Raw genomic sequence first — 21,734 nt, 5'->3', positions numbered from 1 at the left:
ATTGCAGAAGTTACTGCTTGACTCTCATCTGTCTCAGTGAGCCTTACCCGCCCCAAGGTACAATTCACCCACCTTGGGATCATAGAGCAAGTCACGCCCTGGCCCTTCAAAGCGATCGCGCCCCGCCTCTAATACATAACCGCGATCGGCCATCTCCAGCGCCTTACGAGCATTTTGCTCCACCAGCACGATCGCTGTCCCGTTTTGATTAATTTGCTTAATTTGCTCCAGCACATTGTTCACCAAAATCGGTGATAGCGCCGCCGAAGGCTCATCCAGCAACATCAAGCTTGGTTGCAGCATCAACGCTCGCCCCATCGCCAGCATTTGCCGCTGACCACCCGACAGAGTGCCCGCCCGCTGCCGCCGCCGCCCTGCCAAGTCAGGAAACATCGTATAAATGCGATCCTTGGTTGCGTCCAACGGCTCATTGTGAATAAAAGCCCCCATTTCCAGGTTTTCATCCACACTCAGCGATCGAAACACATTAGAGATTTGCGGCACATAGCACATGCCCCGCTGCACAATCTGATTCGACTTCAGACCCGCAATACTTTCCCCTTGGAACGTAATCTTGCCGCTATTTGGCGTCAACAACCCAAAAACCGTTTTCGCCAGCGTAGACTTACCCGCCCCATTCGGCCCAATCACCGCCACCAACTCCCCCGGATACACCCGCATATTCACGCCTTGCAGAATATTCAGATCCTTCACATAACCTGCATAGACATCTTCAACTTCAAGCAAAGGAGCAGAATGGGTCATGGGTAGGGGTTAAGAGATAGGGGATAGGGAGTAGAGCTTAGGGGGCAGTGGGATAGGGAGTAGAGCGTAGGAAGCAAGGGAGGTATCAGTTAGACTCAATCACCCTTTTGGAGGGGGTCTGGGGGACGCAACCGTCCCCCAGTGGGGGTTTGGGGGCACCTGCCCCCAAAGGTTCGGCTTCCTCAAGTCAGGAACTAACAACTAAGGCGTCTTCTGCAAATCAGGCCGCTCCTCCGGCACGATCGCCCCCTCCACCGGACAAACCTGCAAACAAATCCCGCAGTCAATACAGGTAGAAAAATCGATCCAATACCAATCAGTCCCTTTCGTGTTCTTACCAGGACCCTCATGAATACAGGCCACTGGGCAAGCATCTACACAATCGGCAACGCCTTCACAAATATTCGTAACAATCGTATGTGGCACAGTGTTCTCTCTCTCAAAAACGCAAAAAAAATCAATCTGATTGCTTCTTCTAAGCTATCAGGATCAACCTAAAGATTCAGGACGAGATTAGGTGAGTGACTCTACCTCAGCAGAACCATCCACCTTAATCCAAACCACCTGGGCAATCCGGCGATCGCGCGCATATTCCCGCACCGCTTCTGGGGAGTGGCGATCGCCCAAATCTACCTCAACCCGCACCAACTCAGCCGACTCCCGCAACTTTTGGGCATAAGCAAAAGCCGCCGTATAAGCTTGAGCGCTTTCTGGCACCACCAACCAATCACTATTCGGTGTTTCCTGAGGCAATTGCTCGGTGGGCAACAGCACTTGATGCAAATCCTCGATATTGAGCGAGAAACCAATCCCAGGATACGTTTCTCCTTGAGGATGATACAGACCTAACAACTGGTCATAGCGTCCACCCTGGCCCAACACGCGCTGCCCCGTCTCCGCCTCACTCACCACTTCAAACACAATGCCTGTGTAATAGTCGAAGGTTTGAATCAAGCTGAGATCGAGAATCAGGGGAGATTGGCCTGGCTGTGCAGCAAAACTATCACTCAACAGTTCCACCAAAGACTTGAGGTTATTTACCGCTTCACGCTGAGCCGCATCCAGGTCTAAACTTGACACCTTTTGCAGCACATCCGCTGGGCGACCGCGCAGATCCACCAAAAACAGCGCTCGTTCCCGCAGTTCTGGCGAGAGAGGGAGAGTTTCTAGGGCAATGCGGTCTAGATGAGCGATCGCTTGCCGTACCGTGTCCTGCAAGTGGCTCGGAAACGGCGAGAGTAGCGATCGCGTCAGTCCTGCTTCTCCTAATACCAAGTGCCACTGGGCTAGACCAAGATTCTTCAGGCAGTCGGCCAGCAACAGCAGAATCTCCGCATCTGCCACTAAGCCACCGCCGCCCAACAGCTCCACGCCCGCCTGGTAAAACTCCTGCTGACGGTTGTGATTCGCTTGAGCCGCCCGCCGAAATACATTGGCGTTGTAGTAGAGCCGTTGGGGATAGGTAGCACCCGCCATCCGAGTCACTGCTGCCCGTGCGATCGAAGCTGTCAGTTCTGGCCGCAGCCCCAACACCTCATTCTCGGCATCTTGAACTTGAATCACCGTAGAGCGCTGCACCGCTCCCCCAGCCATCAGGGTATCCAGCCGCTCTAAGGTTGAAGTAATAATGCGGTGATAGCCCCAGCGATGAAACACTTGCTGTAGACCCTTCTCAATCCAGCGCTTTTGAGCCACATCGAGTGGCAGGAGATCTCTAGCTCCAGCAGGTGGTTGATAAACCATTATTTTTTCTTTCCACCAAACAAACCAAACAAACCACCACCCGAATCACGGGGTTTCTCGGACTGACCAGCCTTGGCTGGTTTAGCTTTGCCGCCAGTTCCAGCAGACAGCTTATCTAATTTCTGCTTCGCTTCCAAAGCTATCTCATCTTTGGGATTTAACTGTAGTGCTCGCTCAATATGAATCTTAGCCATTTTGGCCTGGTTTTGCTTCAAATACACCATGCCCAACAAGCCATGACAGCGGCTGTTATTTGGTTCTAATTTCAAACCGTCGCGGAGTTCCAAAATTGCTTGAGCAAAAGCGTTTCTAACAATCAATTCTTCGGCCCGACGGCAATATTGTTCTACAGCGGTTGGCTTGGCTTGTGAAGCAGTAGAAGGCGCTGGAGCAGCATTCGCCGCTTGATTAGATTTACCTGCTTGATTAGAAGTTGCAGCACCCCCCGCAGCCTGATTTTTAGTCTGTGAAGACCCTGGAACGGCACCACCTTTGCGTAGGAGGTAGACAAAATTTAACTCACTAATTTGACCAGTCAGTTCCAGGATCTGATCTAGAGTTTGATACTGCTTAGTTGCTATCTCTTGTAGTGCCGTTTTGTAGGCATGGTCAACATCATTAGCTTTAGAGAGTTGTGTCGCTACTTCACTAAAGATTTGAACAGAATCTTTTTCTTTAATAGCTTGTTGACCTTTCAGCCGCACTAAGACTTCGTATTCAGCTCGTTCGCGATCTTGAGATAATTTTTCGTAAGCTGGATTAACGAGCTTGGATAATAACTCTGTGGCTTGCTGCTTTTCGTCCTCAGATTCGGATGAAAAGCTATCTGGATGGAGGTTACGCGCGATTTTAAGATAGCGCTTTCGAATCTCTTTAGCGTCCGAGTTGATTGGGACTCCCAAGATGGCGTAGTAGTCAGTGAAATCCAGCTTAAATAGCCCTCGGTCAATTTGAAAAGACATGGTTTGTGGTCTCACTTCCTACTACGTAAATGCTTCTAGTCTACTTTGCCTCGCAGGGGATGCATGCCTTAGGAGGGGTGGCTAGCATCCTGACTTAATACATTGTTATCACTTCTTGCGGCTGATGCAGCGCTCACCTGTAACAGTTCATTGCTCAAAGCGCTGTGAATTTGCTGATTCGTAGCGAGAATGCGACCGGAAGGGATGACTACAGGGCTTTGGTCGTAAGCTGTAACCTGTCCACCCGCTTCGCGAACCAACACAATACCTGCTGCCATATCCCAAGGGGACAGCCCCCGCTCCCAATAGCCATCGAAACGACCACAGGCCACATAGGCTAGATCTAGCGCAGCCGAACCGCTACGACGCACCCCTTGAGTCAGGTGAGTAAGATGACAAAATTCGGCGTAGTTATTGTCTGAGGTTTCACGGCGATCGTAGGCAAAGCCTGAGACTAAAAGGCTCTTGCTAAGTTCAGCGGTTTTTGAGACTTGAATGGGGCGGCGATCGCGAGTGGCTCCCAATCCTGTAGCGGCGCGAAATAGTTCTTGGCGGAAGGGGTCAAAAATAGCTCCGACTTGCGGCACCCCCTCAATTAACAGCCCCACCGAAACTGCGGCGACAGGATATTGGTGGGCATAATTCGTGGTGCCATCTAAGGGATCGATCGCCCACAGATATTCGCTGGCGGTGTTGTCGAGCTGCCCTGATTCTTCAGCCAAAATCGGATGATCGGGAACATGGCGACGCAGCACCTGAAGGATCGCTGCTTCTGCGGCCTTGTCCGCTTTTGTGACTAAATCTCCGGGACGACCTTTCTCCTCAATCCCTTCTAGGTGGCCCCAGTAATCTTGCAAGATGACTCCTGCTGCCAGCACTGCTTCCGTGGCAACGTCTAAAAAGATTTGGAGTTGTTCAGGCGATGGGTGGCTCATCTTTAATATTTATTCACAGTTTCTTATTGAATCACTGTTTTGCCACTTTCATGCCCTGAATATAAGGTTCTGGATCTTCAGCGACCCACCCTAAATTGGAGTTGTAGCGCACCTCGAAATGTAGATGAGTTGCTTTTGAACTAGGCGTTCCAGTGGTGCCGACCGTACCAACTAGCGCGCCCTTCTTCACGGTCTGGCCCGCCTTGACTTTGATGCTGCCTAACTGCGCATAGCGGCTCTGCCTTCCACCCGCATGATTAATCACAACTAAACTGCCATAGCTGCCTTGTTGATCAGCAAAAGCTACCACACCATCGCCTGCCGCTAGAACATTGGTGCCGACTGGAGCTGCAAGGTCAATGCCGCTATGAAAAGCCACTTGAGCGATCGCAGGCTGTAGCCGCCAACCGTAACCTAGCAGCACCGTCGCCGTGGTGGGCAGAGGGTAGCTTGTTAAGCCATAGTTATCGCGATCTTTGGGGCTGATGCTGGGTGGGGCGGAGCCGACTGGAGACCAATTTACACCGGGGACAAAAACAGTGGCAGGTTTGGCTGAGCAACCATTGACTTCAAACAGCACATCAGCCCGCACTTTGTAGGTCGCTGCGACATCTCGCCAAGTTTGGCCTGCTGGAACGCTTACCTGCACCCCGTTGTAAGGGGGAATCACAATCTCTGCGCCAGGAGTTGCTTTGCCACTCCTCAGGCTAGGATTAAACCCCATCAAAGTTGCAGGAATCAAATTATATTTCTGAGCAATACTCTCTAGCGTTTCACCCGACTTAACCTTGTAGCGAGTCAAGCGCTCTAATGCAGGCTTTGGACAAAGACTGGAGGTTTGAGCGATCGCTCCTGGCCGTATCCCTGACCTGACTTCCGGCGTTGCAGCACTACTGTTGAGGGGATACCAAGTGAGCCAGAGCAGAGTGGGTAGAGCAAACCAGCGAGAAAAACTCATGGGTATCATATCTGGGGGAGTCAGAAGTTAGGAATTGGAAGTCAGAAGAACTGCATCTATTTTGACTCCTGTTTTCTGACTGCTGTTTCCTAGCTTTATTGAATCGCAATCGTAAGCGATCGCCTAGCTCGGTCCGATTTTCCTGCTCAGAAGCACCATCGATTACAGTAGAGGTATATTTCCTGCGCCACTGCCATTCAGTGTTGAGACTATGAGTTTGTCGTTCAAACAACTAACGATTTACCTAGCTTTATTAGCCATTGGCGGTGGTGCAGGAGCGTGGGGTAACCGCTACCTCACCGCAGAGCGAACTAGTTCATCTACTGGGCTGGCACCTTTTCTTCAGCCCCCGGCTCAGAAGCCGTCTGCCCGTACCGCTGCCAGCCTACCTATCTCCCCTACCAGCCCTAACTTTATTGCCGCAGCAGTCGAAAAGGTAGGGCCTGCGGTAGTGCGAATTGACTCAGCGCGGACAGTCACGGGTAATGTGCCAGAGGCGTTTAGAAACCCCATGTTCAAACGCTTCTTTGGCGGTGAAGCTCCTACCCCAGAAGATCGCGTAGAGCGAGGGACAGGTTCTGGCTTTATTTTGAGTGCGGATGGCCGTCTGATGACCAATGCCCATGTCGTGGCTGAGGCTGATACTGTCAAAGTGACGCTGAAAGATGGGCGCAGCTTTAATGGCCAAGTGGTGGGAACGGATCCAGTGACGGATGTAGCGGTGGTCAAAATCAGTGCTTCTAGCTTGCCTGTGGTCAAATTGGGCAAGTCTCAATCCTTAGTGCCAGGGCAATGGGCGATCGCGATCGGCAATCCCTTAGGTCTAGATAACACTGTCACCGCTGGCATCATCAGTGCTATTGGTCGCTCTAGTTCGCAAGTTGGCGTGCCCAACAAGCGAGTGCAATTTATCCAAACCGATGCGGCGATCAATCCCGGTAACTCTGGCGGACCTTTGCTGAACGAGCAGGGAGAAGTTGTGGGTATCAACACAGCTATCCGAGCTGATGCTCAAGGGTTAGGCTTTGCCATTCCCATTGAGACAGCAGAGCGCATTGCCGAGCAACTATTTCGCAGTGGTCGCGCCGAGCATCCTTACCTAGGCATCCAGATGGTTGATCTAACGGGCGAAATTAAAGAGGAAATCAACCGCGATCGCGAGCTGGGCATTAAGGTAACGCAGGATCAAGGCGTTTTGATTGTTAAGGTTTTGGACAACTCACCCGCTGCCAAGGCAGGTTTAAAGCAGGGAGACGTGATTCAAAAAATTAACGGCAAGTCGGTTAGAACTGCTTCTGAAGTGCAAGAGATGGTGGAAGCGAGTGTCGTAGGGGCACAGCTCAACCTCGAAATTAACCGCAACGGCAAAGCTCAGCGCTTGCGGATTCAACCCAGCGCTTTTCCGACCGAAGAAATGGGCTGATCTACTATCTCTCTCCCCTTCCCTGGCAGGGAAGGGGCCGGGGTTAGGTCAATCTTCGCGATCCTAAAAATTTCTTTTTGCGCTTGCAGGTTATGGGTTAGAAGGGGGGTCTTCGTGAAGAGACATTGAACCCGCTAAAACGCCTTCTAGTTCCATGCGTTGCTCCATCTGGCGCAGGAAATAGCCCGTCATCATGGCAGAGGCGAGCAGCCCTGCTAAGTTGTCACGATCGGTCGTAATTTGAACGTTAAAGCCTTCACTGGGTAACATTCCCACCAAACCCTGAACGTTGTGGGAAATAATTTGTTTTACCTCGGGGCTGACCGACTTGGCAACCCGTGCTAGCACCTCAGGTGACTGATGTTGCAGATATTTCAGCAACGGATTTGCTTGAGCATTTTCGGGGTCAGAGCCAAGGAACTTAGCACTTTCAGGGTTAAAGACCATAAGGACGCTAAAGGGTTTACTTGCTTATTTGTACTATTGTGGCACTTCCACCCACCTCTGTGACCAGTCTCAAAAAGGTGAAAATTCCGAACCTCTAGGGACGGGTAAGGGGTGGTGGTTGTCGAATGGCAAAATTTAGGATTCGTCAGCAGGCTCTTGAGTTTGTGGCTCTAAAGCGATCGGTAGTTTGTCTACCTGAAAATACTGGTGGAACTTCTCTGTGACTTGTAACCAATAGGACCGACCATCCGATTGCCGCCGTTTCCGCACAAAGCCTTGCTCGACTAATTCTGGTACATGCTGATAGGCACCAGAACCGCGCAAGTTAACCAAATCTGCCTGGGCAATGGGTCCGCGTAGGGCGATCGCCGCTAAAGTTCGTAAAGCCCCCACCCCCAAATCCACCGGAATCAAGGTTTGGACAAGTTTGTGAAAGGCAGGACGCAGTTGCAAACTGTAGCCCTCTGGGGTTTCCACCACTTCTAAGGCACTGTCGCGATGAGCATAATCGGTCATGAGTTCGATCAAGCCTTCTTCTGCCGTAGCGCGATCGCAGCCTGCATATTTGGCAATCTCGCTGGCTGTCAGCGGTTGTGCCTTCAAGTAGAGAATTGCTTCGATAGTGCTGGCGAGTCCCGTCTGTTTTGGCGGTTCTTCCCAAAGCGTTGGTTGATCGCTCAATCCAGATTACGTCCTGTCAATTCAACAAAAATGTCTTCTAAGTTGGAAGGTCGCACCATCATACCAGTCTTGTTTGGCTGCTGATCAAGATAAGCGTTGGCTTGCTCCAAGTCGGGAAAAAATTGGTAGTCCCATTTGTCGCCTTTTTGGGTCATGACCAAGCCTTCACCATATTTCTGCTTGAGTTCGGAGAGCGTGCCCAACTCGATCAACTTGCCCGCATCCATGACGCCGATGCGATCGCACAGATACTCCACTTCATCCATGTAGTGCGTGGTGAGCAACATGGTCATGCCCTGCTTGTTCAAGTCGCGGATGATTTCCCAGAGGCGGCGGCGAGTTTGCGGGTCCAAACCGACTGTGGGTTCGTCGAGAAACAGAATTTCTGGTTCATGCAGCAGGGCGCGGGCAATTTGTAAGCGCCGCTTCATCCCACCCGATAAGGTTTTGACCAAATCATTCCGGCGATCGCTCAGTTCTACATAGTCCAGCCAGCGATCGATCCGTTCTTGACGTACCCGATTGGGAATATGGTGCAAGCGACCATGAAACTCCATGTTCTCCCAAACCGTGAGGTCGCCATCCACACTCGTCTGCTGCAATACCACCCCAATCCGTTGCTTTACCTGAGCCGCATGACGCACCACATCAAAATCAGCAATCTGAATCTGGCCTTGGCTGGGTTTGGTCAGCGTCGTCAGCATGCGGATGGTGGTGGATTTCCCTGCACCATTGGGGCCGAGTAGACCAAACATCTCCCCTGATTTGATCGTGAGTGAAAGATCCTGAACGACCGGGCGATCGCTATAGGTTTTGTAGACGTTTTGCAGGGAGATCGCAGCAGACATGAATAAGCGAAGCGAAATGAAACCAATCTTTACCCTAGCACCGATGAAAGCCTTAAACCTCTACAGGTTGGCGATCGCGACGGGTTCGACCGCATCGGCTAACTCGAAGCCAAAGACTCGCGAGTAGAAATAGAGTTCACCATCTAGCGATCGCTTAATGTTTTCGGCTTTGCGGAAGCCATGCTGTTCTCCTTCAAACGCAATGTAGGCTACAGGTAAGCCCTTCGATTTCAGCACGTTTACCATTGCTTCGGCTTGGCTAGGCGGCACAATTTTGTCCTCCAAACCCTGGAAGAAAATCACTGGACAAGAAAGCTGATCGCAGAAATGGACAGGCGATCGCGCTTGATACAAATCTTGCCGTTCGGGATAGGGGCCGATTAAGCCATCGAGATAGCGGGATTCAAACTTGTGCGTATCTCTCGCCAACGCCTCTAAATCGCTGACTCCGTAGTAGCTCGCGCCTGCCTTGAATACATCGCGGAACACCAAAGCACAGAGCGTCGTATAGCCTCCAGCGCTTCCGCCATCAATCACTAAGCGATCGCCATCTGCCAAACCTTGCTCAGCCAAAAAACGGGCTCCATTCACACAGTCATCCACATCGACAATGCCCCACTGTCCTTTCAATCGCTCCCGGTAAGCGCGACCGTATCCGGTGCTGCCGCCGTAATCTACATCTAAAACAGCAATCCCCCGACTCGTCCAATACTGAATGCTCAAGCTCAAAAGCGTAGAAGTGCCAGCAGTGGGGCCACCATGACTTTTGACGAGTAAAGGTGGCTTCTCCCCGCCGGGTGCCTGATAGTCTTGGTTTTTCGGTGGATAGAAGAAAGCGTATGCAGTCAAACCATTCTCGGTAGGAAACTCGATCGCCTGTGGTTCTGAGAGATAACCCGGATCAACCGTGACGTGGCTGGAGCGTTGCAAGACAGAAGTTTCGCCAGTGACTAAATCGAGACGAGCGATCGCCAGTGATTCGGTTGGGGAGCCTGTCAAGAACACAGCTTGCCCCGCTGCTACTTGTAACCCTCGCACCACTGTATAGGGAATGGTGATTGGCTGAAGTTCTTGAGTGGTTGGGTTTAGCCGAGCGAGGTGGGTAGTACCCTTCTCGACATAGGTGCAGATAATTTGCTCGCTGCCAGTACTCGTATCAAATCCATAGGTAGACTGACCAAACACCCATTGCGGTTCGCCAAACTCAGCAGCGCGATCGCATAACGCTTCTATTTGCCCATTTTGCCAACGGTAGAGATTCCACCAACCGCTGCGATCGGAGATAAAGTGCAGAATGCCGCTAGGAGACCATTCTGGCTGAAAGATCGACTCGGCAATGCTACCCGCAACTTTTTCCGATTCTGCCAAGGAACCATCAGGGTTAAAGGCCGCGACCCAAAGCTCGGTGCCATCCCAGGGCATGTTGGGGTGGTTCCAGGTCAGCCAGGCCAAATGCGAACCATCAGGGCTGAGACGAGGTGAGGAGTAGAAATCATTGCCAGTTACCAAAATCTTTGGTTCTTGGCCTGCCTCTAAGCTGAGGCTGATAATTGTGTTGACGGGTTCCTGCTCACCAGCCGTGTGGTCTTCTCGCACACAGATAAAGCGCTGCCGTGATGCGTCTACCACGCCATTGGCATAGCGCCACTTGCCTTCCGGTGTCAGAGCTTGCGGTTCTGAGCCTAGCGTTTGGCGATAGAGGCGTTGATCAGCAAAGTGACTGAAGTAGACGGTGCCTTGGTGAACCACATAAGCTCCCCCACCATATTCATGCACTCGTGTCCGCACATTGAAGGGAGCGGGTGTGACATCTGAAGTTTGCCCATCAGGAGTCCGCCGCACCAGCACTGTTCGGCCTGCCTCTGTGGGTCTTAGCTCTAGCCAGTAGATATCCTCTCCGTCTAAGGCTGCCTGACTGAGGCCAATGGTACCTGTAACAATCAAATCTGAAGTAATAGGAGACTTCCAGGTACCGTAAGCGGCAACTTGGGATGAGGGCATGAGTATTCTCCAAAGGCGGGTCAGCGATTCCTAAAATTGAGGATAGAAGCTTTTTCGCCCTCCGGATCGTCTTAACCCAGAATCAGCCCCTAGAAACAACCATGAGAGCCAAAATCGTTGATGACATTCTGTTCCTCCACCATGAGGATGTCCCGCCTTACAAGAAAGGTGGGTCGATGGTGCGAAATAGCTATTTCTGGGCCTTACGCTCGATCGCCGGGAGAGCGAACCGCGATCGCGACTGGGAATACGAAGCGGAGATTTGGCCTGCCCTGCAACGGATGCTGATCTCGTTTAGTGAATCGGGGTATTTAGGCTTGTCAGAAACTATTTTGGAGTTTCCCCTAGACCAAGGTGAACTTCCGGCGGTGCTGCGCCCGGTTTCCACTTGGCAAACCGAGTTACCCGATGAGCCAGAAGACGAACTTTATAAATCAGGCTCTAAGACCATTTGAGGTGCTAGTAGCGTGCCTTCTGGTTCTTGAATTTGCTGAGACACGCCCAAAAACCGTCCATCTTCGTGGTGAATTCGTACTGCTAAACTTGGGGCATCTGCGGACTCAACTGCTTGGAATAAATGCTGATCCAGCGGCTGAAACACTCGTTGTCCCCAACACCAACGTCGCGCTAACTCATGGGAGAGGATAATCGAGGGTAGATGCTGCAAAACACTCAGGGGAGCGATCGCCTCAAAGGTGCCTGCCTGTAGCTGCGCTTCTAAATCGGCAAAGGTGAGGCTCTCCGCTAACGTGAGGCCACAACTCTCCGTACGACTCAAAGCGGCCAACGTGCCCCCCACCCCTAACACCTCGCCTAAGTCGCGCGCGATCGCCCGGATATAAGTGCCCGGACCACAAGCGATCGCCAAATCGAGTTCGGGAAAGTCACCCGATCGCCAGTCCAGTACTTCGATCTGAAACACCTCCACAGAGCGAGGCTGCACTTCGATCGGTGTCCCTGCACGAGCTAAGCTGTAAAGCCGCCGACCTTCAACTTGGACGGCACTATAAGCGGGAGGAATTTGCTGGAGCGGGCCTTGAAATTGGGGTAGGGCTGCTTGCACCGCCGCCAAGGTTAAATTCGGCGTTGCTTGCGCTGACAGGGTTTCTCCCTCTAGGTCATCTGTGGCAGTCCTGACTCCCAAACGCACGGTAGCCTTGTAAGCTTTATCCGATCGCAAAAATTGCAGGAGACGGGTGGCTCGTCCGATCGCGACTGGCAGCACTCCGGTTGCTGCGGGGTCAAGGGTGCCGCCATGTCCCACTCGCTTCAGCTTCAGCAGACGACGCAGCTTAGCCACACAATCATGGGAAGTCATTCCTGCTGGTTTGTTTAAGTTCAAAAACCCTTGCACAGTCTCAGTTCAAGCTCTCATTGTGGTGTACGGTCATGGGTCGGCTAGCCAACCTATTACAAGTTCAAAATTAGTTAATCTTTCTAAGCAGTGAGACGCTGATTGTCGCTTGGTTTTTGCGCCACAAACCAATAATTCTGACAGAACGGCGAGAAAATGTAGCTTAAAGTTGAATCCGCCATCTGCCAACCTTGAGCGATCGCTGCCGAGGTGCGAATACTTCCGGGTAAGTTGCCCCAAAAATTGCGGGGCAAAACTCCATAACGTTGTAACTCTAACAAGTCATAGCCTGCTGCTTGGCACAAAGCTTGAATGGATTGGTGAGTATAGCGATAAAGGTGGTGGTGTTTGTTAGGGACTAGCGCGGCGATCGGGTCAATCCAACTGAATTGGTTGGGCAAGTGGTAGCAAATGAAATAACCGCTCGGTTTAAGCAGGCGAAAAATCTCTTTTAAGCTGGCGATTTCATCCCCTCCAGTTTCTCGTACATGCTCTAAAACGCCCACAGAAACCACCGCATCAAATTGTTGGTCGGCGTACGGGATGGCGATCGCATCTGTAAGAGTGCCTTGCTTAAATTCGTAAGTAAATTGATTTAGCTTTTGTCGTAAGTAAAAGTCTTCAAAGGCATAACCATAAGCTTGATAATCGGCACGGGCGAGGAAATAAGAAAAGTGACCATTGCCACAGCCCCAATCTAAAACCGCACTTTTTGGCGCTACATATTGCTGCAATAACTGGTAAAGCTTTTGGTACTGCTCGGCACTTGTGATGCTTCTAAATTGGGATAAATTACACTGACGATCTTGGGCTTGCAGTGCAATTAGTTCCCCGATAATTTGTTGATGTTTAGGCTCAAGCACTGGCACAGATAAATTATCTTAAGAGAGACAAAAATTGCGTTCCTTTAGAACTGTATGCGCTTTGGTCAAGTCTTGAACAGCGCGATCGCGCTTCATGCGCTCAGAAGCGGCTCAATTCTAGGGCACCGTCGGAACTAGCTCCTCCAGTGGGACGGGTGCGGGCAATGGCTCGGAGGGAGAGGTTGCAGGGGGAGCAGGGACAGACTCCGGTGGCACTGTTGGTTCTTCTGTCTCACCATCTAGAGCTTGGGCCAATTGAGCAGCAGTAAAAGATTGCACTAAATCTAGTTTGAGGGGCGCTCGGCTGATGTTAGCGGCATAGGCAGAAGTTAAGTAAGGTCGAAATTGCTCTTGATTTGTGATGTGAGTTTTAAAGAACGCCACGCTTAAGGCTTGGATATAGCGGTAAGCCAACGCTGGAGCTGCCCCAATTACTGGGGTAGGAATGGGCACAACTTCACTATTGGTAGCAGAAGCGCCAATGGCCGAGAAGTGAGTAGCCCCATTCATCAGCACTAGATACTTTTCTGGCATGGTAAGCCAAGTAAACGGTCGAATTTGCTCAGGCAAGGCAGGCGCAACTGTGTCGGCATTGGCAGCAATCATCATCAACGGTACTTGGATTTGGCTCAAACTCGGTTCTCCAAATACAGTGCTATCAACCGGATTGATCGCGATCGCGGCTTTAATGCGAGGATCTCGCAACTCGTACTGCCGTCCTGCCAATTCCCGCGCCCGACATTGCAACAACAGCGATAAGTTCAAAGACTCATTGCTGCGCTGACAGTTCTCGGCCAATTGCTCAAAGTTCAACGTCGCTCCAGCTACGGAGAGGGCTGTGTAGCCTCCGAAGGATTGCCCGACCACTCCCACTTGTTGTAGATTGAGTCGCCCTTGAAACAACGGCTCAGACTTAGACCGCCGCTCCAACTCATCCAGCAAGTATTTAACATCCAAGGGGCGATCGACAAACTCAAAGGATTCAGCGACATCAGTGGCTGTGCCACTCAAGAGCGCCTGCAACCGACCTGCATTACTCCCCAAATGCTCTGGCAAAGCTACCACAAAGCCGTAGGAAGCCAGATGCTTAGCCAAATAATCGAAGGTCGTGCGATCTGACCCCAACCCGTGAGAAATCACAATCACTGGAGCTGGGTAAGGTTGGGCCTGGTTTTGTGCAGCGCTGGCCAATGGCATGTAGATATCAACTGGAAACACCCGTTCTCGAGGAACTTCTATCGGCGGACGATTGGGAAATCGTTGAATAGTTTTGCGGGTGCGATCGCTCAAAGTAATGGTGGTTTTCTCCCACTCAAATCCTCCCGTTTGACGCAAGTCCGCGAGGGCAGAAAAATCAGTCACAGGTGCCAAAGCCGCTTCTGCCGTTGCTTGTTGGCTAATTGCGACAGAGGCTTGCCTTGTTTGCTCCACAAATTCATCCAAGGCATTAGCAATTTCTAGGCTGCGACCCAAGTTCACTCGAATGCCATCCGTGGGAAATTGCCGCATCACATTGAGCAAGGTCAAGCCCTCTGGCTGAGCTGCTGCCAAAATCAAGGCCGAGCGAATGGCATAAAACCCAGTCTGACGCGCCTCTGTTTGAATCACCTGCCCTAAGCGCATGAGTAAGGTTTCTGCTTGGGGGGTGTAGAGGAACTGAGAAACAGCGACCGATGAAAGTTGAATTGGTGTGAGTAGAACTTCCCGCAAATCTTGCAGCTGTTTGGGGTCTGCATATTGAGCATAAGCTGCTAAATCATCATTGATGGTGCCCGTTCTGGCATAGGTCTCTAGTGTGTCTACGGAAATGGAGCGTTCGACGGAGCCATAGGAGACATAGACACGTTCTGCCGCCGCCGCTGGGTGAGCGAGACTGGGTAGTAACAGCCCACTGCTCAGGGCTCCCAGTCCTAGAAGAGTCCAACGTTTTACAGGGTGAGTCTGAACAACACGATGGTCAGTAGAAACAAACTGCAATTGCCACCGCCGCAGGGTCAGGGCCACAAAACCAGACAAAAAGAAATTCATGGGGTTGCACTCAGGGCTTCTCGTCACACCACGCAGGGTGAGCAGTCAGTTGGGCAATGATTTTTTAGGTAGCGACTGGGTACCTGAAACCTTATACGCTCATATGTGCGATTGATCCAGTACATTTCCCAATTTCTAACCTTAGCAATTGAGACTGAGTTTGCTGCTCAATTGTTCAAGGAATTGGCAGCCTTTGACTCCCTAAGCTAGATTAAGAGCGATCGCTAGAGGTCTGAGATCATGGGTGCTTTCACACCTCAATCAAAGCAAGCCTTACACAAACAAGCCAAAACTCCGGGTTCAGGTTCACTGCGATCGCCTCAGCAAATTGCCGTCTTGGTTGGCTCAGGCATCCTGCTATCTTTAGGACTTTGGGTTGTTTTAGTGGTGGGAGAATATGTGACGGTTGGAGGCGTACCCTTCTCGGTCATCGTCAGCTTTCTCCAAGACAACACCGCCAGAACTGCCTATTTTGAGGGCAACAGTACCCAAGTGCACGATCGCCTCAGCGAAATGGGCGTTGAGGAGCAAATGAAAGGCTATTATCGCGAGCGCATTGCCGATGAAGTCAAGCTAGATCAACATATCCATCAAGTGTTGTACGATCGCACGGGCTATGTGGGTCAAGCTTACCGGGTGAATGCTCAAGGAATTTTAGTATTGCGGCAACCTGTAATCAGACCTTAGAGCCTTCGTCATGCTGCTGTTTTATTCAGCACCAACAAAGAAGAGTGCCAACAAAAATCCGACTCTAGAACTTAAAGCATTCAAGAATCGGATTTTGATTTTGCTCAAAGACTAGAACTAACCTGAGGCCCGACGCTTAGGAAAGCATGGCTCGGCTGTCTTTGCCGAGCTCGCTGATATCCTTGCCGAGGAGCTGCGCGATCGCCTGCCGTTCCAGCGCTGGTTGAGAGGGAATTTCTTGGCGAGCATCGGTGATCAACCAGTCGAGGGCTGCCGCTTGGACATCAATTGTCGCCCCCGTTTTATCAACACAGTAGCGACCAAAGACCAGCTTATCTACTAGGCGCACCCCAGGACCTAGCCGCGAGTACTCAAAGATCACGCTGTTGTCAACGGTTGCCCCACCACAAATGCGGCAGTTAGGGCCAATGTAGGTGGGACCAACAATCTTGGCTCCATCTTCAATTCGGGTCATGCCGCCGATATAGACTGGGCCTTGAATATCAACTTTGTCCCAGTTCACGGCCACATTTAATCCGGTGTAGATGCCTGGCGCGACTTCATGCCCTGGAATTTGCACATTCTTAACGTCGCCCTGCAAAACTCCACGCACCGCCCGCCAGTAGTCAGGCACCTTGCCGATGTCCACCCACTCAAAGTCCATTGTGACGCCATAGAAGGGCGCAGCCATTTCGACGAGTTTGGGGAACAACTCACCCCCAATGTCAAACTCGCAGCCTGAGGGAACGTAATCTAAAACTTCAGGCTCAAAAATGTAGATACCTGTGTTGATGCTAGTGCTGAGGGCTTCATCTACAGCAGGCTTTTCTTGGAAGGCTTTGATGCGACCTGACTCATCAGTTACCACAACCCCGTAGCTGGAGACTTCTTCTCTGGGCACGGATTTCATGATTACAGTGGCGATCGAACCTTTTTCTCGGTGCCATCTCACGGCCTCGGTAAGGTCAAGATCAATCAGGGCATCGCCGCACATCACCACAAAGGTGTCGTCGAAGAAAGGGGAAAAGTCTTGAATTCGGCGCATGCCTCCTGCCGAGCCTAGCGCTTCACCGACCAACTCACCATCTACAATGCGCCCTTCAAAAGAGTAAGCAATTTGGACGCCAAACTTCTGCCCGTCTCGGAAGTAGTTTTCAATTTCATGGGCTAGGTGGCTGACATTGACCATAATCTCGTCAAAACCATGCTGGCGCAGGAGTTCTAAGAGAAATTCCATCACTGGCTTTTGCAGGATTGGAATCATGGGCTTGGGAATGGTGTAGGTAATCGGACGAACGCGCGTACCTTTACCAGCTGCCAGGATCATGGCTTTCATAAATATTTATCTCTCACCCTAGACCACTACACTGTCAATAATCGATACATTGTTTGGCGGTTGAGTTCCAGTGCTGTGGCACTCGCTCTCCTCCCCCTCTCATTACCAAACGACCTCAATCAGCCGCTTTGGAAAAACTCGTATTGATGCAACCCAATGGTTTGTAGATAATCTACCAACCATTCTCTTCATTGATCTCAACCTGACTGCCCAACCCGGCAAAATTTATCACTACCAGACATAACTGGCTGGGAGTCGCCAAGATGCTAACAGATCTTTTACATTCTTGGTAAAACTGGCTTGGTGAAACTGGTGATCTGTTTTGCTAGGATGCCCCGCTTATTCGGATACCGCAAAAATAGGCAATTCTGCGAGACTCCGAACTTTTAAGTCTTGGTAAAATTCCTCCTGCGATAACTCTACTTTGGACTGAGCGGACAAAAATAGTAGCGCCCAGAAGATAGCGACGCGATCGCTGGTGCTGTGATGCGAGCCATTAGATAAGCCAGGAAGATCTAATTCTTGCTGAGCAGCACCCGACCATAGTTTTATCAACAAATCAAAGTCTAGCCAATCTTCTCCTTGGGAGATTTTTAGCCATTGGGTCGCCAGAAACTGGTCTAATGCGGCTGCCACTTCGGAAAGGTTTTCTTGGTGCGCTAGTTGCGCGATCGCTCGGACTGCTTGGCTGCGCGATTGGGGACGGGGGCGACGGGGGCGAGTGCGGGGAGCGGCTTCCACCATGCTTGCGGCCATCAGTTCCAGTTGCTCAATCAACTCCTGCAAGGTGACTCGGCGGTTTTGCGGCGGTTTTGCCACCGCTCGTCGCCGTAAGCGCCGTTCTAGATGTAGTGGCATCTGAGTTTCCATCAACCCATCTGGCTCTAGGAATTCTCCCTCGTCGAGCACTTCAACTTCAGAAGATTCGGCCCGGACCAACGTGTCAGCTTTGAGGAGCACCAACATAGAGGCGTATAAAAAAGCCTGCCCAGAACGAGACAGGTCAGCTTCGTAGGTAGCTCGGTTCATTTCTACTGTGTCGCTGGGAGTCAATTCACTCAAAAAGCGATCGATCACCTCAATCACTTGGACATCCCAAGGGTCAATTTCACCCCGCTCTGCCAACTCGGTCAGTAAGGCGATCGCGCTTTGGGCCAGAGACAGAACCATGCCACCAATTCCTACTTGCTGTTAATGCGAACAAAGGCAACCGCCGCTAAGACAATCAGGCCCAGCAAGAAGACTGGCACCACCAAACTCCAGAGACTATCAGGGTTAGTCAAATCAGCAGTCCACATCCCAGCCAGCCTCCCAGCAGTCTAGACTTCTTGGGCCATAGAATCAACCGCAGGCAATAGGGGTTGCTGGTTTTGAAGTTCTGCTTTGTAGCGATCGAGGTCTTGTTCTAACTCTTCAATTCGTTGTTCTCGCTCTTGAACTTGTTGCAAGCCTTTGCGAATTTCCAGCATGTGTTGTAGTTGGGCCCAAACGCTGAAGACCCAGGCCAGTACTGCACCCACGCCCAAAGCCAAAATCAGTTCTACGGCTAGGGGAGCCTGAATTTGGATATCTCGAACAATATGAATGGTGGCAGGTTCGGTATTTTCTAAACTGAACAAGACCAAAGCTAGCGCAATGACAAAGATGATTAAAAAGTTAATCTGGCGCATTCATCAACTCCTCAATTTCACAGGTCTGGCTAACTTCACAAGTTTTTTAAGCATCATCAGGACTGTAACTTAAATCTCAGACCCTATATCTGAAGAAAAGCTTAGCAGCCTGCTCACTCGATCGAATGGTTCTGTGGATTAGCGGTGCACCTGTTTCTCTTCTGGCAGAATTTCTGTAGTGACGACTTTGGGGCGGTTGATCTCGCGAATTGCATCAATGGTGCTCTTAATAGTGCCTGCGATCGGAACTGCGACTAAAACGCCGAGTAGTCCAGCAATTTGCGCCCCCATCAGAATGGCAATGAAAATCCAAATGGGGTTTAGTCCGGTGAAATTGCCCATCAATCTAGGAGCCAAAACATTGTCCTTAATCTGCTGCATCAAGATTGCGGCAAAGGCCACCTGTAGCGAGAGCCAAAAGTCTTGAAACATGACCAGCAGGATCACGACCCCAATTCCCAACGTCGCTCCAATAAAGGGAATCAGCTCAGCCACGCCAATCAACAGGGCAAAGAGCAGCGCAAAGGGCACCCTCAGCCCGATAAAAATAGGAATCAGCGTTGAGAACATAAAAAATCCCAACAACAACTGACTGATGAAAAAGTTTTGGAAATTTAGGCGTAGAGAGGCACTGAGCGGTAAACCAATGCTGGCTGGCAACAAGTTGACTAAGCCTTGCCACATGCGATCGCCGTAGAGCAGCATATAAAAGGCCAGCACCACCACCAAAACCAAGTCGAATAGCCCCGAAACCGTTATGATTGCCAAACCCAATGCTTGACTGGCTAAGGCTTGTAGCTGATTTTCAATTTGGTTGTTAATCCGAGTGCTAAAACCTTGGAGGTCTAACGGGAGACGATGCGCTTTCGCCCAAATATCTAAAGAAGCTACATGACGCTGGCTATCCGCTAAGGAGGCAGGGAGCTTGTCCACAAACTGAGCGGCTTGCTCCACCAAAATCGGCACCAAGGTCACACCCAGCACGACTAATAGCGCCAGTGCTAGCAGTAGAACAGCGATCACAGCTTGAGAACGGCTAATTTGAGTCCGCTCTAAGATCTGCACTGGATAGTTGAGCAGAAACGCCAAAATTGCCGCCACTACTAGCAGCGTGATCGAGTGCTCAAAGTAGCGAAAAACCTGCGACAGAATCCAAACGTTCAAAGCTACAATTGGGCCGCTCAAACCCAATAGAAACAAACGCTGGAGATTGTTTGAACGGCGCATTGTAGATAATCCGTGAGTCAGCAGCTAGCAGGTTTGACTAACCTTCTGAGGCAGAAACTTGAGTCGAACCCGCTGTTTGTCCGGGCAGAGATTGATACTTCAAGTACCACCCACCTAGCACTAAGAAGACGATAACCACAGTGCCAATTCCTAACGGGCTCGGTAGCCAAAAAGCTGCTTCTAAGTGGTTGATCTGGCCTGGCTTCAGCGTCCAGATCAATTCATGACCTTGCTGGCGACGCTCCGCACTAATGGCATTAGCTGCCGTATCGATGCTACGGGCTCCCCAAGGCGTGTTCAGCCGAAACTCCAAGTCTAATAATGAGCTAGGACTCACCAACAAATCTCCATTGGCACTCGTGACACCGAGCGATCGCAAGTCGAGAGTATAGCTGAGGCGATTCCGTAGCAGGAGCAAGAAGTTACTTTGCGACAGCTGAAAGTCTGACGTAATCTCAGGCAAAACTGGTTCGGCTCGTTTCGCCGTACCTTTTTGGGTCGATGGCTGCAAAAACTCGTTGAATTTAGTATTCAGATCAGCGCCACTACTGAAGGGGATGATGGTTGTGACTTCTTGGTTGGAGTTGCGGCGGATTTTGCCACCTAAGCGCCGAGTCCGCTGTTCGACCGTCTCTAGCCACTGTTGGGCGCTGGCTCCACTCAAGCTGGTCAAGCGATCGTCCAACTTGATGTGTTGGACAATTTCACCCCGGTTGGGACTCTCGAAGTTGATGCCGACATCATACTGAACGCAACCAGAAAGCAGTAAGGAAGCTAACAGCATCATCCAAACCACTCGAAAGCGCCTAAGCTGCTGTCCTAGCTTTTGGGCGATCGCTTTTGTGACCGTTTTTGTAATTGTTTGAGCTGGCCGACTTGAATGGCGAGTTGTGAGCGATGACTGCTTGATCGTTCTACCCACTGGCTTGACTCCCAGGTTGATTCCCATACTTGCTCATCCTATCCGTTCTGTTGCAGCGGCACTAGACAGCTTTTAGCTAAACCACCACAAACTGCCCAAGATTAGCGCCATCAGCCCTAAGGCGAACCAGAAAAAGTTAGCATTTCTAGAGCTAGCTTGACCGAGATTAAAAGGAGACTCCGGTTCTTCGGCTGCGGTTACTTTGCGCGGCGATCGCGCGGGTGCTGTTCCCGCACTGCCTCGCCGATCTTTAGGATCGCTTTCCGCTAAAGTTACCAAATCGGGAATTTGGGTCAACCATTCGGGGCGAGTATTTAATTTAGGGGCTTCTAGGATATAGAGTAAACGCTTACTTTGGGTACGAGTTTGCCAGTCGGGGTGCCGAGTTAACTGCTGACAGAGGGCGATCGCTTCGGGGCGCTGGTCTGCGGCTTCATAGGCTGTCACCAACCACATTTGCACCTCTCCACCCAAAGGAGATGTGCGGTTGACCAAAGCACTAGCTTTTTCTAAATGCTGCACCGACTGGCGATACTGTCCTCGCTCAAAGGTAGCTTTGCCAGCCTCGTATTCAGCTTCAACGATTTCTAGGTTTTCTGAACTCACGCTTCTTAAAGTTAGATCAGGACTGGGACTGGGCCAAGCATCAACATGCTTAACTTATTCGCCTTAAACCACACCACAAATCTGGAAGCTGCTGCATTTCTGAGCAACTTCGATGCTTTTTCTACCATCTAAAGCTACGGTAAAGCACCTTTCAAGATCCTAGCAAAGGGCGTTAGTCTAGATCTGAGAGCTAGCGATCAGTTGCTTTGAGAAATTCATACCTGTTAGGGTGTCGCCACGTTCAGCCTTGAGGTTCAGCTTTGGCTTAGTCAATCGCT

At 50.9% G+C, this 21,734-nt stretch carries 22 protein-coding genes; 3 read left to right on the top strand and 19 right to left on the bottom strand.

Annotated elements, in window-relative coordinates:
• Nucleotides 1–33: 33 nt before the first annotated feature.
• The 6 genes from H6F72_RS08760 to H6F72_RS08735 all read right to left on the bottom strand — a co-directional run bounded on the left by H6F72_RS08760 (nucleotide 34) and on the right by H6F72_RS08735 (nucleotide 5,363).
• On the bottom strand, nucleotides 34–765 hold the full coding sequence (locus tag H6F72_RS08760; RefSeq protein WP_190433763.1) for an ABC transporter ATP-binding protein: 732 nt from the start codon (nucleotides 763–765) through the stop codon (nucleotides 34–36).
• A gap of 201 nt (nucleotides 766–966) precedes the next feature.
• Nucleotides 967–1,191, bottom strand: coding sequence for an indolepyruvate ferredoxin oxidoreductase subunit alpha (locus H6F72_RS08755; RefSeq protein WP_190433761.1), 225 nt, complete (start codon nucleotides 1,189–1,191; stop codon nucleotides 967–969).
• An 87-nt stretch (nucleotides 1,192–1,278) separates the two neighbouring features.
• Complete coding sequence (locus tag H6F72_RS08750; RefSeq protein ID WP_190433759.1) at nucleotides 1,279–2,508, bottom strand: ATP phosphoribosyltransferase regulatory subunit; 1,230 nt, start codon at nucleotides 2,506–2,508, stop codon at nucleotides 1,279–1,281.
• Nucleotides 2,508–3,470 (bottom strand): J domain-containing protein, encoded by a 963-nt coding sequence (locus H6F72_RS08745; protein WP_190433757.1) that lies wholly within the window; start codon nucleotides 3,468–3,470, stop codon nucleotides 2,508–2,510. Before H6F72_RS08745 ends, H6F72_RS08750 begins: the two co-directional genes overlap by 1 nt.
• A gap of 68 nt (nucleotides 3,471–3,538) precedes the next feature.
• The gene (locus H6F72_RS08740) at nucleotides 3,539–4,405 is read right to left on the bottom strand and encodes an inositol monophosphatase family protein (protein WP_190433755.1); all 867 of its coding nucleotides are present in this window, start codon (nucleotides 4,403–4,405) and stop codon (nucleotides 3,539–3,541) included.
• 31 nt (nucleotides 4,406–4,436) lie between these two features.
• On the bottom strand, nucleotides 4,437–5,363 hold the full coding sequence (locus H6F72_RS08735) for a M23 family metallopeptidase (RefSeq protein WP_190433753.1): 927 nt from the start codon (nucleotides 5,361–5,363) through the stop codon (nucleotides 4,437–4,439).
• A gap of 211 nt (nucleotides 5,364–5,574) precedes the next feature.
• Between H6F72_RS08735 and H6F72_RS08730 the strand changes: the two genes are divergently transcribed.
• Nucleotides 5,575–6,786: an HhoA/HhoB/HtrA family serine endopeptidase gene (locus tag H6F72_RS08730; RefSeq protein ID WP_190433751.1), complete on the top strand. Its 1,212-nt coding sequence runs from the start codon at nucleotides 5,575–5,577 to the stop codon at nucleotides 6,784–6,786.
• Nucleotides 6,787–6,876: 90 nt separating this feature from the next.
• Here the strand turns inward: H6F72_RS08730 and H6F72_RS08725 are convergent, their stop codons facing one another.
• The 4 genes from H6F72_RS08725 to H6F72_RS08710 form a co-directional block, all read right to left on the bottom strand.
• Nucleotides 6,877–7,233 (bottom strand): DUF760 domain-containing protein, encoded by a 357-nt coding sequence (locus H6F72_RS08725; protein ID WP_190433749.1) that lies wholly within the window; start codon nucleotides 7,231–7,233, stop codon nucleotides 6,877–6,879.
• A 135-nt stretch (nucleotides 7,234–7,368) separates the two neighbouring features.
• Nucleotides 7,369–7,914, bottom strand: a complete 546-nt coding sequence (scpB, locus tag H6F72_RS08720) for an SMC-Scp complex subunit ScpB (protein ID WP_190433747.1) — start codon at nucleotides 7,912–7,914, stop codon at nucleotides 7,369–7,371.
• Nucleotides 7,911–8,762, bottom strand: coding sequence for an ABC transporter ATP-binding protein (locus tag H6F72_RS08715; protein WP_190433745.1), 852 nt, complete (start codon nucleotides 8,760–8,762; stop codon nucleotides 7,911–7,913). Before H6F72_RS08715 ends, scpB begins: the two co-directional genes overlap by 4 nt.
• A gap of 60 nt (nucleotides 8,763–8,822) precedes the next feature.
• Nucleotides 8,823–10,763, bottom strand: coding sequence for a S9 family peptidase (locus H6F72_RS08710; RefSeq protein ID WP_190433744.1), 1,941 nt, complete (start codon nucleotides 10,761–10,763; stop codon nucleotides 8,823–8,825).
• A gap of 101 nt (nucleotides 10,764–10,864) precedes the next feature.
• On the opposite strand from H6F72_RS08710, the gene H6F72_RS08705 reads away from it, so the two are divergent.
• Nucleotides 10,865–11,218, top strand: a complete 354-nt coding sequence (locus tag H6F72_RS08705) for a hypothetical protein (RefSeq protein ID WP_190433742.1) — start codon at nucleotides 10,865–10,867, stop codon at nucleotides 11,216–11,218.
• On the opposite strand, the gene truB is transcribed toward H6F72_RS08705, so the two are convergent.
• The 3 genes from truB to H6F72_RS08690 all read right to left on the bottom strand — a co-directional run bounded on the left by truB (nucleotide 11,191) and on the right by H6F72_RS08690 (nucleotide 15,008).
• Nucleotides 11,191–12,117: a tRNA pseudouridine(55) synthase TruB gene (gene truB / locus H6F72_RS08700; protein WP_190433740.1), complete on the bottom strand. Its 927-nt coding sequence runs from the start codon at nucleotides 12,115–12,117 to the stop codon at nucleotides 11,191–11,193. The two genes, H6F72_RS08705 and truB, sit on opposite strands and share 28 nt — an antisense overlap.
• 83 nt (nucleotides 12,118–12,200) lie before the next feature.
• The gene (locus H6F72_RS08695) at nucleotides 12,201–12,986 is read right to left on the bottom strand and encodes a class I SAM-dependent methyltransferase (protein ID WP_190433738.1); all 786 of its coding nucleotides are present in this window, start codon (nucleotides 12,984–12,986) and stop codon (nucleotides 12,201–12,203) included.
• A 111-nt stretch (nucleotides 12,987–13,097) separates the two neighbouring features.
• Nucleotides 13,098–15,008: an alpha/beta hydrolase gene (locus tag H6F72_RS08690; RefSeq protein WP_190433736.1), complete on the bottom strand. Its 1,911-nt coding sequence runs from the start codon at nucleotides 15,006–15,008 to the stop codon at nucleotides 13,098–13,100.
• 240 nt (nucleotides 15,009–15,248) lie between these two features.
• On the opposite strand from H6F72_RS08690, the gene H6F72_RS08685 reads away from it, so the two are divergent.
• Entirely contained in the window at nucleotides 15,249–15,695 is a 447-nt protein-coding gene (locus tag H6F72_RS08685; protein ID WP_190433734.1) for a hypothetical protein, read from the top strand.
• Between the two features lie 136 nt (nucleotides 15,696–15,831).
• Here the strand turns inward: H6F72_RS08685 and H6F72_RS08680 are convergent, their stop codons facing one another.
• The 6 genes from H6F72_RS08680 to H6F72_RS08655 form a co-directional block, all read right to left on the bottom strand.
• Nucleotides 15,832–17,031, bottom strand: a complete 1,200-nt coding sequence (locus H6F72_RS08680; protein WP_190433732.1) for a sugar phosphate nucleotidyltransferase — start codon at nucleotides 17,029–17,031, stop codon at nucleotides 15,832–15,834.
• A gap of 339 nt (nucleotides 17,032–17,370) precedes the next feature.
• On the bottom strand, nucleotides 17,371–18,201 hold the full coding sequence (locus H6F72_RS08675; protein WP_190433730.1) for a segregation/condensation protein A: 831 nt from the start codon (nucleotides 18,199–18,201) through the stop codon (nucleotides 17,371–17,373).
• A 149-nt stretch (nucleotides 18,202–18,350) separates the two neighbouring features.
• On the bottom strand, nucleotides 18,351–18,701 hold the full coding sequence (locus H6F72_RS08670) for a lipopolysaccharide assembly LapA domain-containing protein (protein ID WP_190433729.1): 351 nt from the start codon (nucleotides 18,699–18,701) through the stop codon (nucleotides 18,351–18,353).
• A 138-nt stretch (nucleotides 18,702–18,839) separates the two neighbouring features.
• Entirely contained in the window at nucleotides 18,840–19,928 is a 1,089-nt protein-coding gene (locus tag H6F72_RS08665) for an AI-2E family transporter (RefSeq protein WP_190433728.1), read from the bottom strand.
• A gap of 37 nt (nucleotides 19,929–19,965) precedes the next feature.
• The gene (locus H6F72_RS08660; protein WP_190433727.1) at nucleotides 19,966–20,877 is read right to left on the bottom strand and encodes a DUF3153 domain-containing protein; all 912 of its coding nucleotides are present in this window, start codon (nucleotides 20,875–20,877) and stop codon (nucleotides 19,966–19,968) included.
• Nucleotides 20,878–20,922: 45 nt separating this feature from the next.
• On the bottom strand, nucleotides 20,923–21,456 hold the full coding sequence (locus H6F72_RS08655) for a hypothetical protein (RefSeq protein ID WP_190433726.1): 534 nt from the start codon (nucleotides 21,454–21,456) through the stop codon (nucleotides 20,923–20,925).
• Nucleotides 21,457–21,734: the final 278 nt, after the last annotated feature.

The sequence above is a fragment of the Trichocoleus sp. FACHB-46 genome, from assembly GCF_014695385.1.
In the GTDB taxonomy this organism is placed as follows: Bacteria; Cyanobacteriota; Cyanobacteriia; order FACHB-46; family FACHB-46; genus Trichocoleus.
Note: the sequence above shows the minus strand (reverse complement) of the source record. Positions and strands in the feature narration are given on the sequence as shown.